Raw genomic sequence first — 17,646 nt, 5'->3', positions numbered from 1 at the left:
AATACAGTAGTCTTTGTAGGAGGGGTGGCCGAGTGGTCAATGGCAGCAGACTGTAAATCTGCCCGCGTAAGCGTACGAAGGTTCAAATCCTTCTCCCTCCACCACACTAAATGGTTCGGAGAAGCATGCGGGTGTAGTTCAATGGTAGAACTCCAGCCTTCCAAGCTGGTCGCGTGGGTTCGATTCCCATCACCCGCTCCAAATATTTAGTAATAAAGTTTGTGAAGATTTAGCAAAATAAATAATATGCGCTTTAAAAAATCAGTTTGTATTAAACCTAAAAAATTGTAGAGAGTAAATAATATGGCAAAAGCAAAGTTTGAAAGAAACAAACCACATGTTAATATAGGTACTATCGGTCACGTAGATCACGGTAAAACTTCTTTAACGGCGGCAATAACAATAGTGCTTTCCAAAGAAGGTGGAGCAAAGGCAACAGCTTACGATCAAATCGATGCGGCTCCTGAAGAGAAGGAGAGAGGTATAACAATCTCTACTGCACATGTGGAATATGAAACTAAAGCTAGGCACTATGCTCACGTTGATTGTCCGGGACATGCCGACTATGTAAAAAACATGATAACGGGTGCGGCTCAAATGGATGGAGCAATACTTGTTGTTTCTGCCGCTGACGGTCCGATGCCTCAAACCAGAGAGCATATATTACTAGCTAAGCAGGTAGGTGTTCCGGCTATGGTCGTCTTTTTAAATAAAGTAGATATGGTTGATGATCCTGAGTTGCTAGAGTTAGTTGAAATGGAAGTAAGAGAGTTGTTATCAAAATACGGTTTTCCCGGTGATGATATACCTTTTGTTAAGGGTTCTGCGCTTCAAGCGTTAGAAGGTAAGCCTGAAGGAGAGAAGGCTATTCATGAATTAATGGATGCCGTAGATAGTTATATTCCTCAACCGAAAAGAGAAACTGAAAAGCCGTTCTTAATGCCGATAGAAGATGTATTTTCTATCTCCGGAAGAGGTACTGTTGTAACCGGTAGGATTGAAACCGGCGTGGTAAAAGTCAGTGATTCTATAGAAATCGTCGGTATGAAAGAAACTCAAACTAGTACTTGTACCGGTGTTGAAATGTTTAGAAAGCTTCTTGATAGCGGAGAAGCAGGGGATAATGTTGGTATATTACTACGCGGTACGAAAAGAGAGGAAGTTCAAAGAGGGCAAGTACTGGCGAAGCCCGGTAGTATAACTCCGCATGATGAATTTGAAGCCGAAGTATATGTGCTTACCAAAGATGAAGGTGGGCGTCATACTCCGTTTACTAATAATTATCGTCCACAATTCTATTTTAGAACAACGGATGTTACCGGTACAATAGAATTGCCGGCTGATAAGCAGATGGTTATGCCCGGTGATAATGCTAATTTTAAAGTTAAGTTAATTGCCCCAATTGCTATGCAGGAAGGACTGAAATTCTCCATTCGGGAAGGCGGTAAGACGGTTGGAGCAGGTGTTGTATCAAAAATTATAAAATAACTTGTTTTATAAATGCCTATTATCTTGTATAATGGGCATTTATTATTTTGAGATATATTTAAGGATGTACTGCTCGTATTTTGAGAATTAGATTTTATTTTGAGGGGTGACTGTACGGAGCGTACGCTTAAGTAACGTGAGTACACGAATCCTTGATAAAAAGACTTCTTGAAAGATGAGCAGTATATTTTGAATAGTCTTGCTGTTTGTAACAAAGGTTTACTAAATGAAAAATAGTCAAAAAATTAAGATTCGTTTAAAGTCATTTGATCATCGTATTCTTGATCAAGCTACGAAAGAAATAGTCGGCGCTGTTAAAAGAACCGGAGCTGATGTTAGCGGTCCTATCCCTCTACCTAGAATGATTGAAAGATTTACCGTAAATAGATCTCCTCACGTACATATAAAGTCAAGGGAACAATTCGAGATCAGAACTCAAAAAAGATTGCTTATTATAAGCTATCCAACGCCGCAAACCGTTGATGCTTTAAAGAAAGTTGATTTGCCTGCCGGTATTGACGTTGAGATAAAATTAGAGAGTGGGGAGTAATGAGAACTGGTATAATTGCCCAAAAAATTGGTATGACTTCAGTGTTTAATGAAAAAGGAGAGAGGGTTACTCTTACTCTAGTAAAGGTTGATAATTGTCAGGTTATAGGACATAAAACTACAGAAAAACATGGATATAATGCTATAGTTATCGGGATAAAAGATAAAAAAATATCAAGGGTAACTAAGCCGATGAAGCAGATATTTGCTAACGCTAAAGTATCGCCTAAGGTGAAATTAAAAGAATTTAGGGTGTCTGAAGATAATTTTATCGATATCACTACTAATTTAGAAGTGGATCATTTTACCGCCGGTCAATTTGTTGACGTATCTAGTACTACTATAGGTAAAGGTTTTGCCGGTAGTATGAAAAGACATAATTTTAGAGGGCTTGAGGCTTCTCACGGTGTGTCGATATCCCATCGTTCTCATGGTTCTACCGGAGGAAGACAGGATCCGGGTAAAGTTTTTAAGAATAAGAAAATGGCCGGACATATGGGATGTCAAAAAGTTACTATTCAAAATCTAAAAATATTCGGGGTTGATAAAGAGCGCGGGGTTATTATGATTAAAGGTAGCATTCCGGGTTCTAAAGGTTCTTATCTTTGCATTAAAGATGCAATAAAAAAGGCCTCAATAACGATATAATAAATTTAAGAGAATAGTTAAAAAATTGCTGTGTTAATTGGTAAACACAGCGAAGTAACTCGTCGTCGTTCTAGTAACGGCGTATAGGTAATAACTGAAAGAGCAAAAAGCTTAAAGTGTTGTCGTTGCGAGGAGCTGCGGTTTTGTTGCCCGGCTCGAAATCGTTGTAAAAAACACCGTCATTGCGAGGAGGGACGTAATCCCGACGTGGCAATCTAGGAAATTGTGTCATCCTGAATTTATTTCAGGATCAAATGCTATCAGATGCTGAAACAAGTTCAGCATGACAAGAATTAGATTGCCGCGCCGCTTGTAGCGGCGGCGTTGTTGCATGGCTAATAATTTACCGTATTATGGTTATTATAAGTACGGTGTCATACCGAGGCCCCTCCACGGTATCCAGAAAAACCTTAATAAAAAGATTGGATGCCGTGGTCAAGCAACTAGATGACACCGAAACACTTTGCAAAAATTCGAGCCATGCAACAACGCCTGTAGCGGCTCGCAATGACGGTGTTTTTGTAATGATTTCGATCCATGCAACAATGGCCTCCTCGCAATGACGTTTAACGTTGTACACGAGCATTGTTTACTCATATAGCAAAAAGCATTAAGGTATAGACATTAAATTTCAGAGCGAGCTAAGCTACGCGTATACTAATACGTGAGCACAAGCGAGACTTGCAAAATTTAGTGTATAGACCTTAAATGATTGAAGCTATAATTACGGTTTCTAGAGTATAGAAGATTATATAGGTTAAACAAATATGAAGACTAAAATATTAAATCTTGCCAATGAAGAGATTGGGGAGATTAGTTTAGATAAAGATATATTTGCTTTGGAGTTCATCAGAGAAGATATTATAAAGCTTGTTGTTGATTGGCAGCGAGTTAAGGCAATGTCCGGTACTCACCAAACTAAAACGGTATCAGGGGTATCCGGTACTACAAAAAAACCGTTTAAGCAAAAAGGTACGGGTAACGCAAGACAAGGTTCGCTGCGGTCTGCCCAAATGCGCGGCGGTGGAGTAGCTCATGGTCCGGTATCAAGAAGTCATGCAACAAAATTGCCTAAAAAAGTTAGAAAACTTGGGTTAATGCATGCTTTATCAGGAAAATTAGCGGAGGGGAAATTATTAGTAATAAATTCTTTAAAGCTAGATGAGCCTAAAACTTCTATTCTTGCAAATATATTAAGTAAATTTCAAGGAAAAAGCTTTTTTGTAATTGACGGAAATGAGGTTGATGTTAATTTTTCCTTAGCTGCAAAAAATATTCATAATACAATAGTGGTTCCGCAAATAGGAGCGAATGTTTACGATATAATACGTCATGAATATGTGTTGATATCACAAGAGGCAGTTGATGTTTTAGAAAAGAGGTTAAAATGAATTTTTATAAACATTACGATTTGATTAGAAGACCGGTTATAACCGAAAAAACTACCGCCCTTTCTGAACAAAATAAATTTACTTTTTATGTAGATCAGCTTGCTAAAAAAATCTCTGTTAAAAAAGCCATTGAAGAAATATTTAAAGTAAAAGTTAAAAAAGTTAATATTTTAAATGTGAAAGGTAAGAAGAAAAGATTTAAAGGGATTAACGGATGTCAATCCGATAGGAAGAAAGCTATCGTGACATTAGAAAAAGATCATACTATTGATTTTACCGGAGGAATTAAATAAATGGCTTTAAAGAAATTTAACCCGATTACTCCTTCACTTAGAGAGTTAATACAAGTTGATAAAACTAGTCTTTGGAAAGGCAAACCTTTTAAACCTTTAACTAAAGGGTTAACTAAAACGGGCGGGAGAAATAATCAAGGTAGAATTACGTCGTGGCATAGAGGCGGCGGGCATAAAAAATTATATCGTATTATTGATTTTAAAAGAAATAAACTAGATGTATTTGCGATTGTTGAAAGAATAGAGTATGATCCGAATCGTACTGCCTTCATTGCTTTAATTAAATTTGAAGACGGCGAACATGCGTATATTTTAGCACCGCAAAAATTAGCCATAGGCGATAAAATTATATCTAGCAAAGAGGCTGATATTAAAATCGGCAACTGTCTGCCTTTAAGATTTATTCCGGTTGGAACTACTTTACATAATGTTGAAATGAAGGTAGGAAAAGGCGGTCAAATTGCAAGGTCGGCCGGTACTTCGGTAGATTTGGTGGGTAAAGATTCAGGATATGCTCAAATTAAGCTTAGATCGGGGGAATTTAGATTAGTACCTTTAGATTGTAAAGCTACTATAGGCGTTGTTTCTAACTCGGATCAAAAAAATATTAATTTAGGGAAAGCCGGTAGAAATAGATGGCTAGGATGGAGACCTCACGTTAGAGGTGTAGCTATGAACCCGGTTGATCATCCGCATGGCGGCGGTGAAGGTAAAACTTCCGGAGGGCGTCATCCCGTTACTCCTTGGGGATTCCCGACTAAAGGTAAAAAGACTCGTAAAAATAAATCTACCTCGAAGTTTATTATCAAGAAAAGAAAATAATTAAAATTAAAATTAGGTGTTAATTATGGCGCGTTCAGTTTGGAAAGGGCCTTTTGTAGACGGTTATTTGATAAAAAAAGTACATAAGTTAATGGAATCCGGTAAATCGGAAATGATTAAAACTTGGTCCAGAAGGTCAACTATTTTGCCTTTTTTTGTTGGTTTTACCTTTTCCGTGCATAACGGAAATAAGTTTATACCGGTTTCCGTAAGTGAAGAAATGGTTGGCAGAAAATTAGGAGAATTTGCGCCGACTAGAACATTTTACGGTCATGGAGCAGATAAAAAAGTTAAAAGAAAATAAATTATATGGCACAAGTAAGTAAAAATTTTGCTACGGCAAAAGCTAAATCTATTAGAGTTAGTCCCAGAAAGTTAAATTTAGTTGCAGCTTCTATTAGAAATATGAAAGTCGCACAAGCATTAGTGCAGTTAACTTTCTCACCGAAACGAATTGCACATGATGTAAAAAATTGTTTACATTCAGCAATTGCTAATGCTGAAAATAATTTAGGTCTAGATATAGATAGATTAGTTATTACGAGTGTTACGGTCGGTAAAGCTTTAGTGATGAAAAGAGTTATGCCGAGAGCTAAAGGGAGAGCGGCTCGAATTAATAAGTTTTTTAGTAATCTCTATATCACCGTTACAGAAAAAGAGGAGAATTAAAATGGGACAAAAAATTTGCCCACATGGTTTTAGAGTTGGACCGACATTAATTAAAGGATGGGATTCAGTATTATATGCTGAAAAACATTACAAAACTCTTTTTATACAAGATTTTAGGATTAGGGAATTAATAAATAAAAATTGTAATCAAGCTCAAATTAGTAGGATACTTATTGAAAGGCCTTCTAATAAAAGTATTATAATTAATATCTATGCAAAAAAACCGAATATTATTATCGGTAAAAGCGGTAGTGATATTGATAAATTAAAAAAGACTGTAGAAAAAATGGCTTCTTTGAAAGAAGTTTATATTAATATTCATGAAGTAAGAAAATCTAATATCGATGCTCCAATAGTTGCGCAAAATATTGCTTTGCAACTTGAAAAAAGAGTTTCTTTTAGGAAAGCAATGAAAACAGCTATTCAAGCTTCTTTTAAACAAGGGGGGCTTGGTATAAGAGTTAGTTGTTCGGGGCGTCTCGGCGGCGCTGAAATTGCTAGAACGGAATGGTATAGAGAAGGGAGGGTTCCTTTGCATACTTTAAGGGCTGATATTGATTATGCCACAGCCGAAGCTATAACTACTTATGGAGTTATAGGGGTAAAGGTTTGGATTTACAAAGGTGAGTACACCGAAAATAAAAAATATAACTAATTTTAAAGTACAAGAATGTTAGCTCCGAAAAAACAAAAATTTAGAAAGGCTCATAAGGGAAGAGTTTCCTCAAAAGCAAAATCAGGTACCATGCTTGCTTTTGGCTCTTTTGGATTAAAGTCTATAGACGGTTGGCGAGTGACCGCACGACAAATAGAAGCGGCAAGGAAAGCGGCAACTAGATGTATGAAAAGACAAGGTAGATTATGGATAAAAATCTTTCCCGATTTACCTGTTTCTAAAAAACCGGCTGAGGTTAGAATGGGTAAAGGTAAAGGTTCTCCGGAATTTTTTGCAGTAAGAGTTTCTCCCGGGAGAATTATGTTTGAAATTGAAGGAGTAGAAGATAATATAGCTCTTAGAGCTTTAGAGCTTGCCAGTGCTAAACTACCAGTAAGAACAAAGATAGTGAGACGTTATGACTGATTTAAAATCCTTAAAAAAAGAAGTAGTTCATAAAACTATAGAAGAGCTTAATAAAAATCTTATTTTTTTTAAAAAAGAATTGTTTAATTTGAGATTTCAGCAGACTTTAGGGGAATTAAAAAATACAAGTAGATTTTCTTTTGTTAAAAAATCAATAGCACGTATTAATACCGAGTTAACCAAAAGATCTGAGAGTGAGGAATATTAAAATGCCAAAAAGAGTCTTACAGGGCGTTGTAGTTAGTTCAAAGGCTGATAAAACTATTACCGTAAAAGTAGAACGTAAATTTAAACACCCTATTTATAAGAAATTCGTAAAAGTATCTAAAAAATATGCTGCTCACGATCCTGAAAATAAGTTTCAAGACGGAGATAAAGTTAATATAATAGAAAGTCGTCCTATTTCAAAAACCAAAACATGGATAGTATTAAATGAGGAGTATAGTAAAAGCAGTTGAATTTACATATAAGATGTAAGGAGTGAAGCCTAATTTAATTAGGATAGCGACGAGCAACGATGTAAACAAGTTTAAGTCATTTTACTATAAAGGCTTTTAGCCTTTGACTTTATCGAATAGATTGTTTATTTTGTGTTTTGTAAAAAGTATATAAGTGGAAGTAATTTATGATTCAGATGCAAAGCATCTTAGATGTTGCGGATAATTCCGGTGCTAAGAAAGTTATGTGTATTAAAGTTTTGGGAGGTTCTCATCATATGATAGCTAAACTTGGGGATGTTATAGTAGTTTCAATTAAGGAAGCTATGCCCGGCGGTAAAGTTAAAAAAGGTGATGTATATAAAGGATTAATAGTTAGAACCAGAACGGGTGTTAGAAGAATCGACGGCAATACAATAAAATTTGATAAAAATGCAATAGTACTTCTAAATAAGCAGGGTGAACCTATAGGTACTAGAGTTTTTGGACCGGTAACTAGAGAACTTAGAGCTAAAAAATTTGTTAGAATAATGTCACTTGCAGAGGAAGTATTATAAATGATTAAGTTGAAAGTTAAAAAAGGTGATGAAGTTGTGGTTATTACCGGCAAATACAAAGGGAAAAAGGGTAAGATATTAAAAGTTTTTCCTGAAGATAATAAAATTATCGTTTCCGGTGTAAATTTGGTAAAAAAACATACCAAACCAAGCCAAGTAAGTGAAGGAGGAATAATAACTAAGGAATTGCCTATACATATCTCGAATGTTGCTCATATCGATCCTAAAAGCGGTGAATCTACAAAAATAGGTTTTAAAATTTTAGAGGACGGTTCTAAAGTTAGAGTAGCAAAAAAATCAGGAGAGATTATCGGTAAGGAAGGTAAATAAATGTTATTAAGATTTAAAGAGTTATATACTCAAGAAATTATAAAAGATTTGCAAAAAGAATTTTCTTATAAGAATAAGCATGAAATACCGGAAATTAAAAAAATCGTTATAAATATGGGAGTAGGAGAGGCGGTAGCCGACTCTAAAGTAATTAATAATGTTGTTAATGATTTAACATTGATTTCCGGACAGAAGCCTATTGTAACTTTAGCAAGAAAATCTATAGCAACCTTTAAACTTCGCGAAGGAATGAAGATAGGTTGTAAAGTAACTTTACGCAAAGACAGAATGTATGATTTTCTAGAAAGGTTGGTCATTGTGGCGCTGCCTCGTGTTAAGGAGTTTCGAGGCTTTTCTTATAAAAGTTTTGACGGTAAAGGAAATTTTACTTTTGGATTAAAAGAACAAATAGTCTTCCCCGAAATTAATTACGATAAAATTGATGTAATAAGGGGTATGGATATTACAATTGTTACCACGGCTAAAAACGATAAAGAAGGTAAATTGTTACTTTCCGGGTTTAATTTACCTTTTTATAATTAATTTTTAGGATATATAGATGGCAAAGTTAAGTTCTATAAAAAAAAATGAAAGAAGAAAAAAAATTTCGCAAAGCTTATATAATAAGCGTACAAAATTAAAGAATAAAATTTATGATAAAAATATTTCATTAGAAGAGCGTTTTTCCTTGGTAATGACGCTTGCTCAATTACCGAGAAATTCAGCTGCTATTAGAGTAAGAAATAGATGCGAATTAACCGGAAGACCAAGAGGCGTAAGCCAAAAGTTCGGCATCTCAAGAAATATGTTAAGAGTTTTAGCCGGTAAAGGGTTAGTTCCCGGGTTAATTAAAGCGAGTTGGTAAGAATTAAGGGGTATATCATATGTCAATGACTGATAATGTAGCGGATATGTTAACTAGAATTAGAAATGCTTATAAAAGTAAATTAATGAGCGTTTCTTTTCCTAGTTCTAAAATGAAATGTGCAATTTTAGATGTATTGCAAAAAGAAGGTTATATAAAAGAATATAAAGTTCTCCAAGAAAATAATATTAGTCATGTCGAGGTAGATTTAAAATATTCTATCAAAGGCGAGGCCTCTATACGTGAAGTTCATAAGGTTTCAACGCCCGGAAGAAGAGTATATTCAGCAATCAAAGATTTGAAAGGATATTATAATAATATGGGAATTTATATTCTTTCTACTTCTCATGGAATAATGTCGGATAGAGAAGCTCATATTCAAAATGTCGGCGGTGAAGTAATTTGTAAAGTGTTTTAAGGTAAAAAAATGTCACGTGTTGGGAAGTTACCGATTATTATACCGGAAGGGGTAAAAATTGGCTTAAACGGTTTAGAAGTAAATATATCCGGACCTAAAGGTAAATTATCAAAAGCTTTTAAAGGCAGTATAGAAATTTTATTAGAAGATAATAAAATTTTAGTAAAACCGTTAGCTCAAAATAAAAATGCTCGTTCTATGTGGGGTACCGCAAGAAGTATAATATCTAGCATGGTTAAAGGGGTAAAGGAAGGCTTTAAATTAGAGCTTGAAATTAACGGCGTCGGTTATAGGGCTATGGTAAAGGGAGAATATTTAAATTTAATGCTTGCCAAAAGCCATAACACAAAAATTGAAATACCTAAAGATATTAAAGTTGATGTTCCTAAACAAAATGTGATTATTTTGGAAGGGACGGATAAAGAAAAATTAGGTCAGTTTGCATCAATTATTATAAAGCAAAGACCGCCTGAACCTTATAAAGGTAAAGGAATTAAATTTAAAGGTCAGTATATACCACGGAAAGAAGGCAAGAAAAATTAAAATTTAAGAGTTAAATATGCATAGCGCGAAACTTAAGTTTGAAAGAAGACAAAGTAGAGTAAGATATAAGATAGCCAAGCTATCTAATAGACATAGATTATCTATTTTTAAATCCGGAAGACATATATATGCTCAGTTAATTGATGATTCAAAAGCGATAACTATTGCTTCGGCTTCAACTTTAGACGAAAAAATTAAAAAATTAAAAAAGTCTAATTGTAATGTAGACAATGCCGTTAAAATTGGTGAATTAATAGCTGAAAAAGCTATTTTGAAAGGAATAGAGGAAGTCGTATTTGATAGAGGGGGGTATAAATACCACGGTGTTATCAAAGCTCTCGCTGATGCGGCACGGAAAAAATTAAGATTTTAGATTAAGGTTATTATAAATGTCTAAAGGTAAAAAAAACGAAGAAGCTTTAAGCGAAACTGTAGTTGATATAAATAGAGTTACTAAAGTAGTTAAAGGCGGACGAAGATTTTCTTTTGCTGCATGTGTAGTTGCAGGAGATCGAGCAGGTAAAGTAGGCTATGGTCACGGTAAAGCAAAAGAAGTGACTGAAGCAAGAGGAAAAGCGACTCAAGAAGCTAGGAAAAAATTGACTAAAATTCCTCTTTATCAAAATAGAACAATTCACCACGATGTTGTGGGAAAAAGTGGAGCCGCTAAAGTAATTTTAAGAAGAGCTAAAGCAGGTACCGGAGTTATTGCAGGCGGTGCTATGAGAGCAATATTTGACTCTTTAGGAGTTCATGATATTGTTGCTAAATCATTAGGTTCTAGTAATGTATACGCAATGATTGCGGCAACATTTGATGCATTAAGTAAACTTTCTTCGCCAAAAACTATCGGATTACGAAGAGACAAAAAAATAAATGAAGTATCGGTCAAAGCTACTGATCTTCAAGTTAGTGAATAATATCGCATTATAAATAATAATATTAAATAATATTTTAGGTTTTTTAAAAGCTTGAGGTGTATTAAGGAACTATGAGTAATAAAAAAGAAAAAAAATTAGCTGATATACAATTAAAGGTTACTCAAGTTAAAAGTAGCATAGGTCGTAAATATGATCAGAAGCAAACGTTAATTGGACTCGGTCTAAATAAAATCGGTAGAGTTGTTATTCTCGATGCTACTAATTCAATTAAAGGTATGCTTAAAAAAGTTGAGCATTTGTTAAAAATAGAAAATATCAAGTAGAGTTTCAAAATGAAATTAAACGAATTATATAATAATTTTGGTTCTAAAAAAAATAGAAAAAGAGTCGGACGAGGCATTGGAAGCGGAAAAGGTAAAACTTGCGGCAGAGGTGTAAAAGGACAAAAATCTAGGTCTGGAGTGGCAATAAAAGGTTTTGAAGGCGGTCAGACACCTATAATAAAAAGATTGCCGAAAAGAGGATTTAATTCTTTATCTCCTAAAAAATATAATGTTGTAAATATTTATGATATCGAAGCTCTATTATTGGCCGGGCGTTTAAATGGGGCTGAAATAATTACTAAAGAAAAATTGGTAGAGGTCGGGTTAATTAAAAATAGTAACTTATTAGTTAAATTATTATCGGTTAGTAGTGATGGTTTTGCCGTCCCTTTATCATTTAAGTTAGATGCTTATTCTTCTAAAACCAAAGAATTGATTGAAAAAACCGGTGGGCAAATATTGTAACTTATGAATTTACATTCTTCCAAAAAGACCGGCAATGATCTTATTAATCGTATTATTTTTACTATTTTAGTTCTTATAATATGTAGGTTTGGATCATTTATACCTATAGCGGGTATTGATTCGGTTGCTTTAAATAGTGTTGCCGAGCAGAATCAATCCGGTATACTAGGCATGTTTAATATGTTGTCAGGCGGTTCTTTAGGCAGGATGTCTATTTTTGCTTTAGCGGTTATGCCTTATATAACTGCGTCAATTATTATTCAATTAATGTCGGTAGCTTATAAACCTTTGGAAAATTTAAAAAAGGAAGGTGAAGCCGGAAAAAGAAAAGTTAATCAGTTATCAAGATATTTAACAGTTTTGCTAGCGTCTTTTCAAGCTTATGGGGTGGCTATAAGTTTGGAATCGATAGTAACAAATACCGGACCGGTAGTGATTATCCCCGGTCTTTTCTTCAAGGTTACCACAGTAATTACCTTAGCTGTCGGGACAATGTTTTTAATGTGGCTTGGTGAACAAATTACGCTTCGTGGGATAGGAAACGGCACTTCTTTAATTATATTTATAGGTATAGTTTCAGGCGTGCCTAGTGCTATTATTAGTATGTTTGAATTATCTCGTAAAGGAGCTTTATCGCCGTTAGTGGGGATAACTGTTTGCGTAGGGGTAGTCATTTTAATAGCTATAATAATTTTTTTCGAGAAGGCTCAAAGAAAATTATTAGTGCAATATCCTAAACGGCAAGTAGGAAATAAGATTTACGGCGGGGAAGCAACTCATATGCCGCTTAAACTTAATACGGCAGGTGTAATCCCGCCGATATTTGCTAGTTCAATTTTATTATTTCCTGCGACACTTGCAAATTTCTCTACTAATAATTCAGAAATTATGGGGAGATTGACATATTATTTGGGTCACGGAAAGCCTATCTACATTTTGTTGTATGTCGCTTTAATAATGTTTTTTAGTTTTTTTTATACGGCAATAGTATTTAACTCTGAAGAAACAGCCAATAATTTAAGAAAATACGGTGCTTATCTTCCGGGTAAAAGACCCGGAAAAAACACGGCAGAATATTTTGATTATATACTTACTAGGCTTACGGTTATAGGGGGTATATATTTAAGTTTAATATGTGTGATTCCTGAATTATTAATGAATAAATATGTTGTATCACTTTCTTTGGGAGGGACAAGTTTTTTAATTGTAGTTAATGTAGTGCTTGATACATTCACCCAAATTCAAACTTACTTATTTAGTAGTAGATACGAAGGGTTAATGAAAAAGGTAAAATTAAAAAATTAAAAATGAGTTAGAAGTGATAATAGTTCTTATAGGTCCGCCTGGAGCCGGAAAAGGAACTCAGGGGAAAAAGTTAGCTGAAAAAAGTCATTTACCTCATGTGTCTGTCGGCGATATATTTAGAACAATTATTATGTCCTCAAGTGAGGAGAGTAGGTTAATTAATAATTATATAAAGCAAGGAAAACTTATTCCTAATAAAATAGTAAATGGAATAGTTGAGAAATTTTTATCGTCGGATAAATATAAAAACGGTTATATATTAGATGGATATCCTCGTAATCTAGAACAAGCTGAATTTTTTAAAACTATTAGCAATCAAAAAATAAAAATTATTTACTTTGATATTTCCGATGAAATATTAATTAAAAGAATTTTAGGTAGATATAATTGCGAAAATTGCGGCAAGATATATAATAATTATTTCTTAAAACCTAAAGTTGAAAATATTTGCGATGCTTGTGGCTCAAGCGTGTTTGTTTATAGGAAAGATGATAGTGAAGAAATTATAAAAAAAAGAATAGAAGAGTATAAAATTGAAACTTCTCCCTTAGTAAATTATTATAAAGATAATTGTGAGTTTTATACGATAAATGCAAGTAAAAAAGAAGAAGAAATAGAAAGTGATTTATATAAAATACTAAAAATAAATTGACTTTATAAAAGATTTTTATATTATTTTTTTAGTTGTTAGTGAAATTTTGGAGATTATTTGTGGCAAGAATTGCGAGCGTTAACATTCCCGATAATAAGCGTTTAGTAATAAGTTTAACGTATATTTACGGTCTTGGAAATACTATTGCCAAGGAAATTTGTAATAAAACAAAGATACCGGAAAGTAAAAAAGTTAAAGATCTTAATGATCAGGAACTTATTAGTTTACGTAATGTTATTGAAAAAGAATATAAAGTTGAAGGTGATTTAAGACGAGAGGTTAACCTTAACATTAAAAAGAAAAAAGATATAAGGTGTTTTCAAGGGCTTAGGCATATACGCAAATTGCCGGTTCGGGGGCAAAATACTCATTCTAATGCTCGTACGAGAAAAGGAAAAGCTGTGGCGATTGCCGGTAAGAAAAAAGCCGTAAAATAATAGAGTAGAGTATAAAGATGAGTCAAACTAAAGTTAAGAAAAAAAAGAAGACTATTACCCTCGGTGTTGTGCATATACAAGCAACATTTAATAATACTATCATTACGTTTACCGATGTCCAAGGTAATGCGATATCTTCATCATCCGCAGGAAGAAACGGATTTAAAGGTGCTAGAAAAGCGACTCCTTACGCCGCTCAGATAACTGCAGATAAAGCTTCCGAAGAAGCAAAAGAATACGGGCTTAAAACTGTTTCTATTAGAATTCAAGGACCTGGCGCTCAACGTGAATCAGCGATGCGTGCAGTATTTGGACAAAATTTTGTAATTACATCAATTCTAGATGTTTCAGCCATTGCACATAATGGAGTAAGGGCGCCAAAAAGAAGAAGAGTATAAGGAAGACATAGATATAGGTATAGAATGTTATCGCTAAGTAAAAATTGGAACTCTTTAATAAAGCCGCATAAGGTAGCTTATCAAAGCTCTCCTGAAACTGACAATATCGCAAAAATTATAGTCGAACCATTAGAAAGAAGCTTTGGTTTAACATTAGGTAATGCTATGAGAAGGGTTTTACTTTCTTCTCTACAAGGAGCAGCCGTAACGTCTATAAAAATTCCCGGAGTAGTGCATGAATTTTCTTCTGTTCCCGGGATAAAAGAAGACTTAGTTGAAATAGTTTTAAATATTAAATCTATAGCAATAAAAATGCATGTTGCAGATAAAAAAATTGTTAAGTTAAAAGCTTCAGGACCTTGTGTAGTAACTGCCGGAATGATAGAAACCGGTCATGATGTAGAGATATTAAATCCGGAACATGTAATTTGTAACTTGGCTAAAGGTAAGCAGCTTGAAATGGAGTTAACTTGTAGAATAGGAAAAGGATACGTGCCTAGTACAAGTAATAGTGAAAATAACTTACCTATCGGGGAAATTGCTATAGATGCTTTATTTAGTCCGGTAAAAAGAGTTACCTATAAGGTTGAAAATACTAGGGTTGGTCAGGTTACCGATTATGATAAATTAATTATGATGGTGGAAACTAACGGAGATGTTTCTCCGGAAATGGCTATCGGTTTAGCTGCCCGTATTTTACAAGAACAATTACAACCGTTTATTTCTTTTGAAGAACAAGAGGAAGATAAGCAAGATAAAACAGAATCCTTGCCTTTCTCTCCTTATTTACTTAAAAAAGTTGATGAATTGGAGTTATCTGTTCGATCTGCGAATTGTTTAAGGAATGAAAATATAGTTTATCTTGGGGATATTGTTAAAAAAACTGAAGCTGAAATGCTAAGAACTCCAAATTTTGGCAGAAAATCTTTAAATGAAATTAAAGAGATATTAGCAAAATTCAGTTTAAAATTCGGTATGGATTTGCCTGACTGGCCACCGGAAAATATACAAGAATTATCTAAGCGTTACGAAGATTTCTATTAATTTAAGGATATATAAAAAAGATGCGACATAAAATTAAAGGTAGAAAGCTTAATAGAACTAGTAGCCATAGGCAAGCAATGTTTGCTAATATGGCTGTAGCGCTTGTTATGCATGAGCAAATACAAACAACGCTGCCGAAAGCTAAGGAATTAAGACCTTATGTGGAAGCTTTAGTAACTAAGGCTAGAAATACTAATTTAGCAACCAGAAGAAGTGTATTAGCTAAGATAAAAGATAAGGTCGCGGTAGAAAAGCTAATTAATGTCTTGGGAAAAAGATATAGTAATAGACCCGGTGGCTATACTAGAATAATAAAAGCCGATTTTCGTTACGGTGATTTAGCTCCTCTAGCGTATATTGAATTTGTTGATAGGGATGTGAATGCTAAAGGCAGCACAAATCATAATATTGATACTCAAAAAGATATTAAAAATAAGTAATAAATCTGTATAAGGGAAAATAATGGCTAATCATTCTTCAGCAAAAAAAGCTGCAAGGCAAACCATAAAAAAAACGTTGGTTAATAAAAAAAGATCAAGTGCAATAAAGACTTATATTAAAAAAGTTTTGCACGAAATTAATAATGGATCAAAAGATAATGCTAATCTTGCTTTGATTACAGCCCAATCTAAAATAATGAAAGGGGTGAAGAAAAATATTATTAAATTGAATACCGCCTCACGAAAAATTAGTCAATTATCTCAAAGAATTAAACAAATGGCTAAAGAAGAAGTATAATCTCCTAATTGCTTTTTTTTAAGTATTTATTAGCTAAATTAAAGCTAATAAAATTTTAAAAAAATAAATTATTACTTATTTTTTTGTTTATATTGTTGTCGATTATTCTTTAATTTAAAAATTTATTTATTTAGCTCATTTATTAAGTTGTTGAAAATTTAATTCTCAAAATTTAGCTTGATTATTTTCCAAAATTAGTGCATATTTTGCTTGTAGAATGTGGGCGATTAGCTCAGTTGGTAGAGTATCTCGTTTACACCGAGAGTGTCGGCAGTTCGAGTCTGTCATCGCCCACCATTAATATAAAAAATTTTAGTGTTTAGGTTTAGCTATATGAAAAGTTATTTAAAAAAAACTTTATTTGTTTTCGCGGGGCTTCTATTCATAGGTGGAGGTTTCCTTTTCGGTCAACCGGGAAAAGTTGATGCAACTTCTAAAGAAGAAAAGAAAAAATTTGGTAATTGGTCTTTGAATTGTACTGTTGACGATAAGAAAAAGCAAATTTGTTTTTTATCACAGCAGATTAATAATACTGTTAAAGGTAAAGAGCAAGAAGTTTTAGCTCTGTATCAAGTCGGTAATTTCGGTCAAGAAAAAGAAGTAAAAATAATTGAAACGTTACCTACAAATATTCTAATCGCTCCCGGTACTTCAATTATTAGTGGAACACAATTAATAGCATCCGGTAAATACGTTAATTGTACCTTAGGTAACTGTCAGGCTGTAGCCTCGATTTCTCAAAGTGATTTGAAAACTATTTTGTCAAATGATAATAACTTCGTTGGAGTAATGACGGCAGAAGGTAAGCAAGTAAATTTTCCGCTTTTCAAAGAGGGTTTAGAAGAAGGGTTGAAAGCTTTAAAAAGTAAAAATTAATTAAGTTTAGAGTTCTAAACTTAATTTTAAAATAGCAAAAATAAAAAGTGAGAAAAATTATTTTTCTCACTTTTTTTATGAGCATCGTCAAATTAAGTGAGTGTGTAATGTATAGCAAAGCTTATTAAGTCTATATATAAAATTTCGCGAGTCTTGATTGTACTTATGTACTATTTGTGGCGTTGTTGCATGGCTCTAAAAAAGTGCCGTATGTCATTCCCGCGTAGGCGGGAATCTAGAAAATATTTAAGCGAGTTATATAGTAAATTTTTATATAATTTTGTTTATTTTAAGTGTTTTTTCTGGATTCTCGCCTTTAGCCATAACTGTCCGAAGTTACATAAAGAAGTAGAAAGAAATATAGATTTTTACTGTATTTAATGGCTATATATAGTAAAAATTCTTAATATTGATGCTCAAAAATACTATTTTTAAC

At 33.6% G+C, this 17,646-nt stretch carries 33 protein-coding genes and 3 tRNA genes; 35 read left to right on the top strand and 1 reads right to left on the bottom strand.

Annotated elements, in window-relative coordinates; translation table 11 throughout:
• Window positions 1–18 precede the first annotated feature (18 nt).
• From AAHM91_RS08630 to rplC, 5 genes are all read left to right on the top strand, one after another.
• Window positions 19–104 (top strand) — tRNA-Tyr (locus AAHM91_RS08630).
• A 23-nt stretch (window positions 105–127) separates the two neighbouring features.
• Window positions 128–201, top strand: a tRNA-Gly gene (locus AAHM91_RS08625).
• Between the two features lie 102 nt (window positions 202–303).
• A complete protein-coding gene (gene tuf, locus AAHM91_RS08620; RefSeq protein WP_253308023.1) occupies window positions 304–1,488 on the top strand; it encodes an elongation factor Tu in 1,185 nt (394 codons plus the stop codon).
• Window positions 1,489–1,714: 226 nt separating this feature from the next.
• A complete protein-coding gene (gene rpsJ, locus AAHM91_RS08615) occupies window positions 1,715–2,038 on the top strand; it encodes a 30S ribosomal protein S10 (RefSeq protein WP_341789527.1) in 324 nt (107 codons plus the stop codon).
• Complete coding sequence (gene rplC, locus AAHM91_RS08610; RefSeq protein WP_341793661.1) at window positions 2,038–2,685, top strand: 50S ribosomal protein L3; 648 nt, start codon at window positions 2,038–2,040, stop codon at window positions 2,683–2,685. The genes rpsJ and rplC overlap by 1 nt, the downstream gene beginning before the upstream one ends.
• 70 nt (window positions 2,686–2,755) lie before the next feature.
• Here rplC and AAHM91_RS08605 read toward each other — a convergent pair whose 3' ends face one another.
• Window positions 2,756–2,917: a hypothetical protein gene (locus tag AAHM91_RS08605; protein WP_342270514.1), complete on the bottom strand. Its 162-nt coding sequence runs from the start codon at window positions 2,915–2,917 to the stop codon at window positions 2,756–2,758.
• 199 nt (window positions 2,918–3,116) lie between these two features.
• Between AAHM91_RS08605 and AAHM91_RS08600 the strand changes: the two genes are divergently transcribed.
• The 30 genes from AAHM91_RS08600 to AAHM91_RS08455 all read left to right on the top strand — a co-directional run bounded on the left by AAHM91_RS08600 (window position 3,117) and on the right by AAHM91_RS08455 (window position 17,591).
• Window positions 3,117–3,248 (top strand): hypothetical protein, encoded by a 132-nt coding sequence (locus AAHM91_RS08600; RefSeq protein WP_342270513.1) that lies wholly within the window; start codon window positions 3,117–3,119, stop codon window positions 3,246–3,248.
• 204 nt (window positions 3,249–3,452) lie between these two features.
• The gene (gene rplD / locus AAHM91_RS08595; protein ID WP_253308020.1) at window positions 3,453–4,076 is read left to right on the top strand and encodes a 50S ribosomal protein L4; all 624 of its coding nucleotides are present in this window, start codon (window positions 3,453–3,455) and stop codon (window positions 4,074–4,076) included.
• Window positions 4,073–4,369, top strand: coding sequence for a 50S ribosomal protein L23 (gene rplW, locus AAHM91_RS08590; protein WP_341793663.1), 297 nt, complete (start codon window positions 4,073–4,075; stop codon window positions 4,367–4,369). The genes rplD and rplW overlap by 4 nt, the downstream gene beginning before the upstream one ends.
• Window positions 4,370–5,191, top strand: a complete 822-nt coding sequence (gene rplB / locus AAHM91_RS08585; protein ID WP_253308018.1) for a 50S ribosomal protein L2 — start codon at window positions 4,370–4,372, stop codon at window positions 5,189–5,191.
• Window positions 5,192–5,216: 25 nt separating this feature from the next.
• On the top strand, window positions 5,217–5,495 hold the full coding sequence (gene rpsS / locus AAHM91_RS08580) for a 30S ribosomal protein S19 (RefSeq protein ID WP_253308017.1): 279 nt from the start codon (window positions 5,217–5,219) through the stop codon (window positions 5,493–5,495).
• 5 nt (window positions 5,496–5,500) lie between these two features.
• Window positions 5,501–5,860, top strand: coding sequence for a 50S ribosomal protein L22 (gene rplV / locus AAHM91_RS08575; RefSeq protein WP_341793664.1), 360 nt, complete (start codon window positions 5,501–5,503; stop codon window positions 5,858–5,860).
• Between the two features lies 1 nt (window position 5,861).
• Window positions 5,862–6,515: a 30S ribosomal protein S3 gene (gene rpsC, locus AAHM91_RS08570; RefSeq protein WP_342270512.1), complete on the top strand. Its 654-nt coding sequence runs from the start codon at window positions 5,862–5,864 to the stop codon at window positions 6,513–6,515.
• 15 nt (window positions 6,516–6,530) lie between these two features.
• Window positions 6,531–6,941, top strand: a complete 411-nt coding sequence (gene rplP / locus AAHM91_RS08565) for a 50S ribosomal protein L16 (protein ID WP_253308014.1) — start codon at window positions 6,531–6,533, stop codon at window positions 6,939–6,941.
• A complete protein-coding gene (rpmC, locus tag AAHM91_RS08560) occupies window positions 6,934–7,149 on the top strand; it encodes a 50S ribosomal protein L29 (RefSeq protein ID WP_253308013.1) in 216 nt (71 codons plus the stop codon). Before rplP ends, rpmC begins: the two co-directional genes overlap by 8 nt.
• 1 nt (window position 7,150) lies before the next feature.
• Entirely contained in the window at window positions 7,151–7,399 is a 249-nt protein-coding gene (gene rpsQ / locus AAHM91_RS08555) for a 30S ribosomal protein S17 (RefSeq protein WP_253308012.1), read from the top strand.
• A gap of 167 nt (window positions 7,400–7,566) precedes the next feature.
• Window positions 7,567–7,935, top strand: coding sequence for a 50S ribosomal protein L14 (gene rplN, locus AAHM91_RS08550; protein WP_253308011.1), 369 nt, complete (start codon window positions 7,567–7,569; stop codon window positions 7,933–7,935).
• Window positions 7,936–8,265 (top strand): 50S ribosomal protein L24, encoded by a 330-nt coding sequence (gene rplX, locus AAHM91_RS08545; RefSeq protein WP_341793666.1) that lies wholly within the window; start codon window positions 7,936–7,938, stop codon window positions 8,263–8,265. It begins immediately after the preceding gene.
• Complete coding sequence (gene rplE, locus AAHM91_RS08540; protein ID WP_253308009.1) at window positions 8,266–8,808, top strand: 50S ribosomal protein L5; 543 nt, start codon at window positions 8,266–8,268, stop codon at window positions 8,806–8,808.
• Window positions 8,809–8,824: 16 nt separating this feature from the next.
• Window positions 8,825–9,130, top strand: coding sequence for a 30S ribosomal protein S14 (gene rpsN / locus AAHM91_RS08535; RefSeq protein ID WP_253308008.1), 306 nt, complete (start codon window positions 8,825–8,827; stop codon window positions 9,128–9,130).
• A 19-nt stretch (window positions 9,131–9,149) separates the two neighbouring features.
• Entirely contained in the window at window positions 9,150–9,548 is a 399-nt protein-coding gene (gene rpsH / locus AAHM91_RS08530; protein ID WP_253308007.1) for a 30S ribosomal protein S8, read from the top strand.
• A gap of 9 nt (window positions 9,549–9,557) precedes the next feature.
• On the top strand, window positions 9,558–10,091 hold the full coding sequence (rplF, locus tag AAHM91_RS08525; RefSeq protein WP_253308006.1) for a 50S ribosomal protein L6: 534 nt from the start codon (window positions 9,558–9,560) through the stop codon (window positions 10,089–10,091).
• Window positions 10,092–10,107: 16 nt separating this feature from the next.
• Window positions 10,108–10,464, top strand: a complete 357-nt coding sequence (gene rplR / locus AAHM91_RS08520) for a 50S ribosomal protein L18 (RefSeq protein ID WP_341793667.1) — start codon at window positions 10,108–10,110, stop codon at window positions 10,462–10,464.
• Window positions 10,465–10,480: 16 nt separating this feature from the next.
• On the top strand, window positions 10,481–11,011 hold the full coding sequence (gene rpsE / locus AAHM91_RS08515; protein ID WP_253308004.1) for a 30S ribosomal protein S5: 531 nt from the start codon (window positions 10,481–10,483) through the stop codon (window positions 11,009–11,011).
• Window positions 11,012–11,082: 71 nt separating this feature from the next.
• Window positions 11,083–11,295, top strand: a complete 213-nt coding sequence (gene rpmD / locus AAHM91_RS08510; RefSeq protein ID WP_341793668.1) for a 50S ribosomal protein L30 — start codon at window positions 11,083–11,085, stop codon at window positions 11,293–11,295.
• A 9-nt stretch (window positions 11,296–11,304) separates the two neighbouring features.
• A complete protein-coding gene (gene rplO, locus AAHM91_RS08505; protein WP_342270511.1) occupies window positions 11,305–11,760 on the top strand; it encodes a 50S ribosomal protein L15 in 456 nt (151 codons plus the stop codon).
• Window positions 11,761–11,763: 3 nt separating this feature from the next.
• A complete protein-coding gene (gene secY, locus AAHM91_RS08500) occupies window positions 11,764–13,065 on the top strand; it encodes a preprotein translocase subunit SecY (RefSeq protein ID WP_253308001.1) in 1,302 nt (433 codons plus the stop codon).
• A 13-nt stretch (window positions 13,066–13,078) separates the two neighbouring features.
• Window positions 13,079–13,717 carry an adenylate kinase gene (locus AAHM91_RS08495; protein ID WP_253308000.1) on the top strand — a complete coding sequence of 213 codons (639 nt, stop codon included), beginning with the start codon at window positions 13,079–13,081 and terminating at the stop codon, window positions 13,715–13,717.
• Between the two features lie 59 nt (window positions 13,718–13,776).
• Window positions 13,777–14,154 (top strand): 30S ribosomal protein S13, encoded by a 378-nt coding sequence (gene rpsM / locus AAHM91_RS08490; protein ID WP_342270510.1) that lies wholly within the window; start codon window positions 13,777–13,779, stop codon window positions 14,152–14,154.
• 17 nt (window positions 14,155–14,171) lie between these two features.
• Window positions 14,172–14,552 carry a 30S ribosomal protein S11 gene (rpsK, locus tag AAHM91_RS08485; protein WP_253307998.1) on the top strand — a complete coding sequence of 127 codons (381 nt, stop codon included), beginning with the start codon at window positions 14,172–14,174 and terminating at the stop codon, window positions 14,550–14,552.
• Between the two features lie 24 nt (window positions 14,553–14,576).
• A complete protein-coding gene (locus AAHM91_RS08480) occupies window positions 14,577–15,596 on the top strand; it encodes a DNA-directed RNA polymerase subunit alpha (RefSeq protein WP_342270509.1) in 1,020 nt (339 codons plus the stop codon).
• Between the two features lie 20 nt (window positions 15,597–15,616).
• Window positions 15,617–16,036: a 50S ribosomal protein L17 gene (gene rplQ / locus AAHM91_RS08475; protein WP_342270508.1), complete on the top strand. Its 420-nt coding sequence runs from the start codon at window positions 15,617–15,619 to the stop codon at window positions 16,034–16,036.
• Between the two features lie 22 nt (window positions 16,037–16,058).
• On the top strand, window positions 16,059–16,334 hold the full coding sequence (gene rpsT, locus AAHM91_RS08470; protein ID WP_253307995.1) for a 30S ribosomal protein S20: 276 nt from the start codon (window positions 16,059–16,061) through the stop codon (window positions 16,332–16,334).
• 221 nt (window positions 16,335–16,555) lie between these two features.
• Window positions 16,556–16,631: transfer RNA gene (locus tag AAHM91_RS08465), tRNA-Val, on the top strand.
• 36 nt (window positions 16,632–16,667) lie between these two features.
• Window positions 16,668–17,210, top strand: coding sequence for an invasion associated locus B family protein (locus AAHM91_RS08460; RefSeq protein WP_342270507.1), 543 nt, complete (start codon window positions 16,668–16,670; stop codon window positions 17,208–17,210).
• Between the two features lie 189 nt (window positions 17,211–17,399).
• On the top strand, window positions 17,400–17,591 hold the full coding sequence (locus AAHM91_RS08455; protein ID WP_342270506.1) for a hypothetical protein: 192 nt from the start codon (window positions 17,400–17,402) through the stop codon (window positions 17,589–17,591).
• The last annotated feature ends 55 nt before the right edge of the window (window positions 17,592–17,646 follow it).

The organism is Rickettsia endosymbiont of Orchestes rusci, assembly GCF_964030945.1.
Lineage (GTDB): Bacteria > Pseudomonadota > Alphaproteobacteria > Rickettsiales > Rickettsiaceae > Rickettsia.
This window is presented reverse-complemented; position numbering and strand designations above follow the sequence as displayed.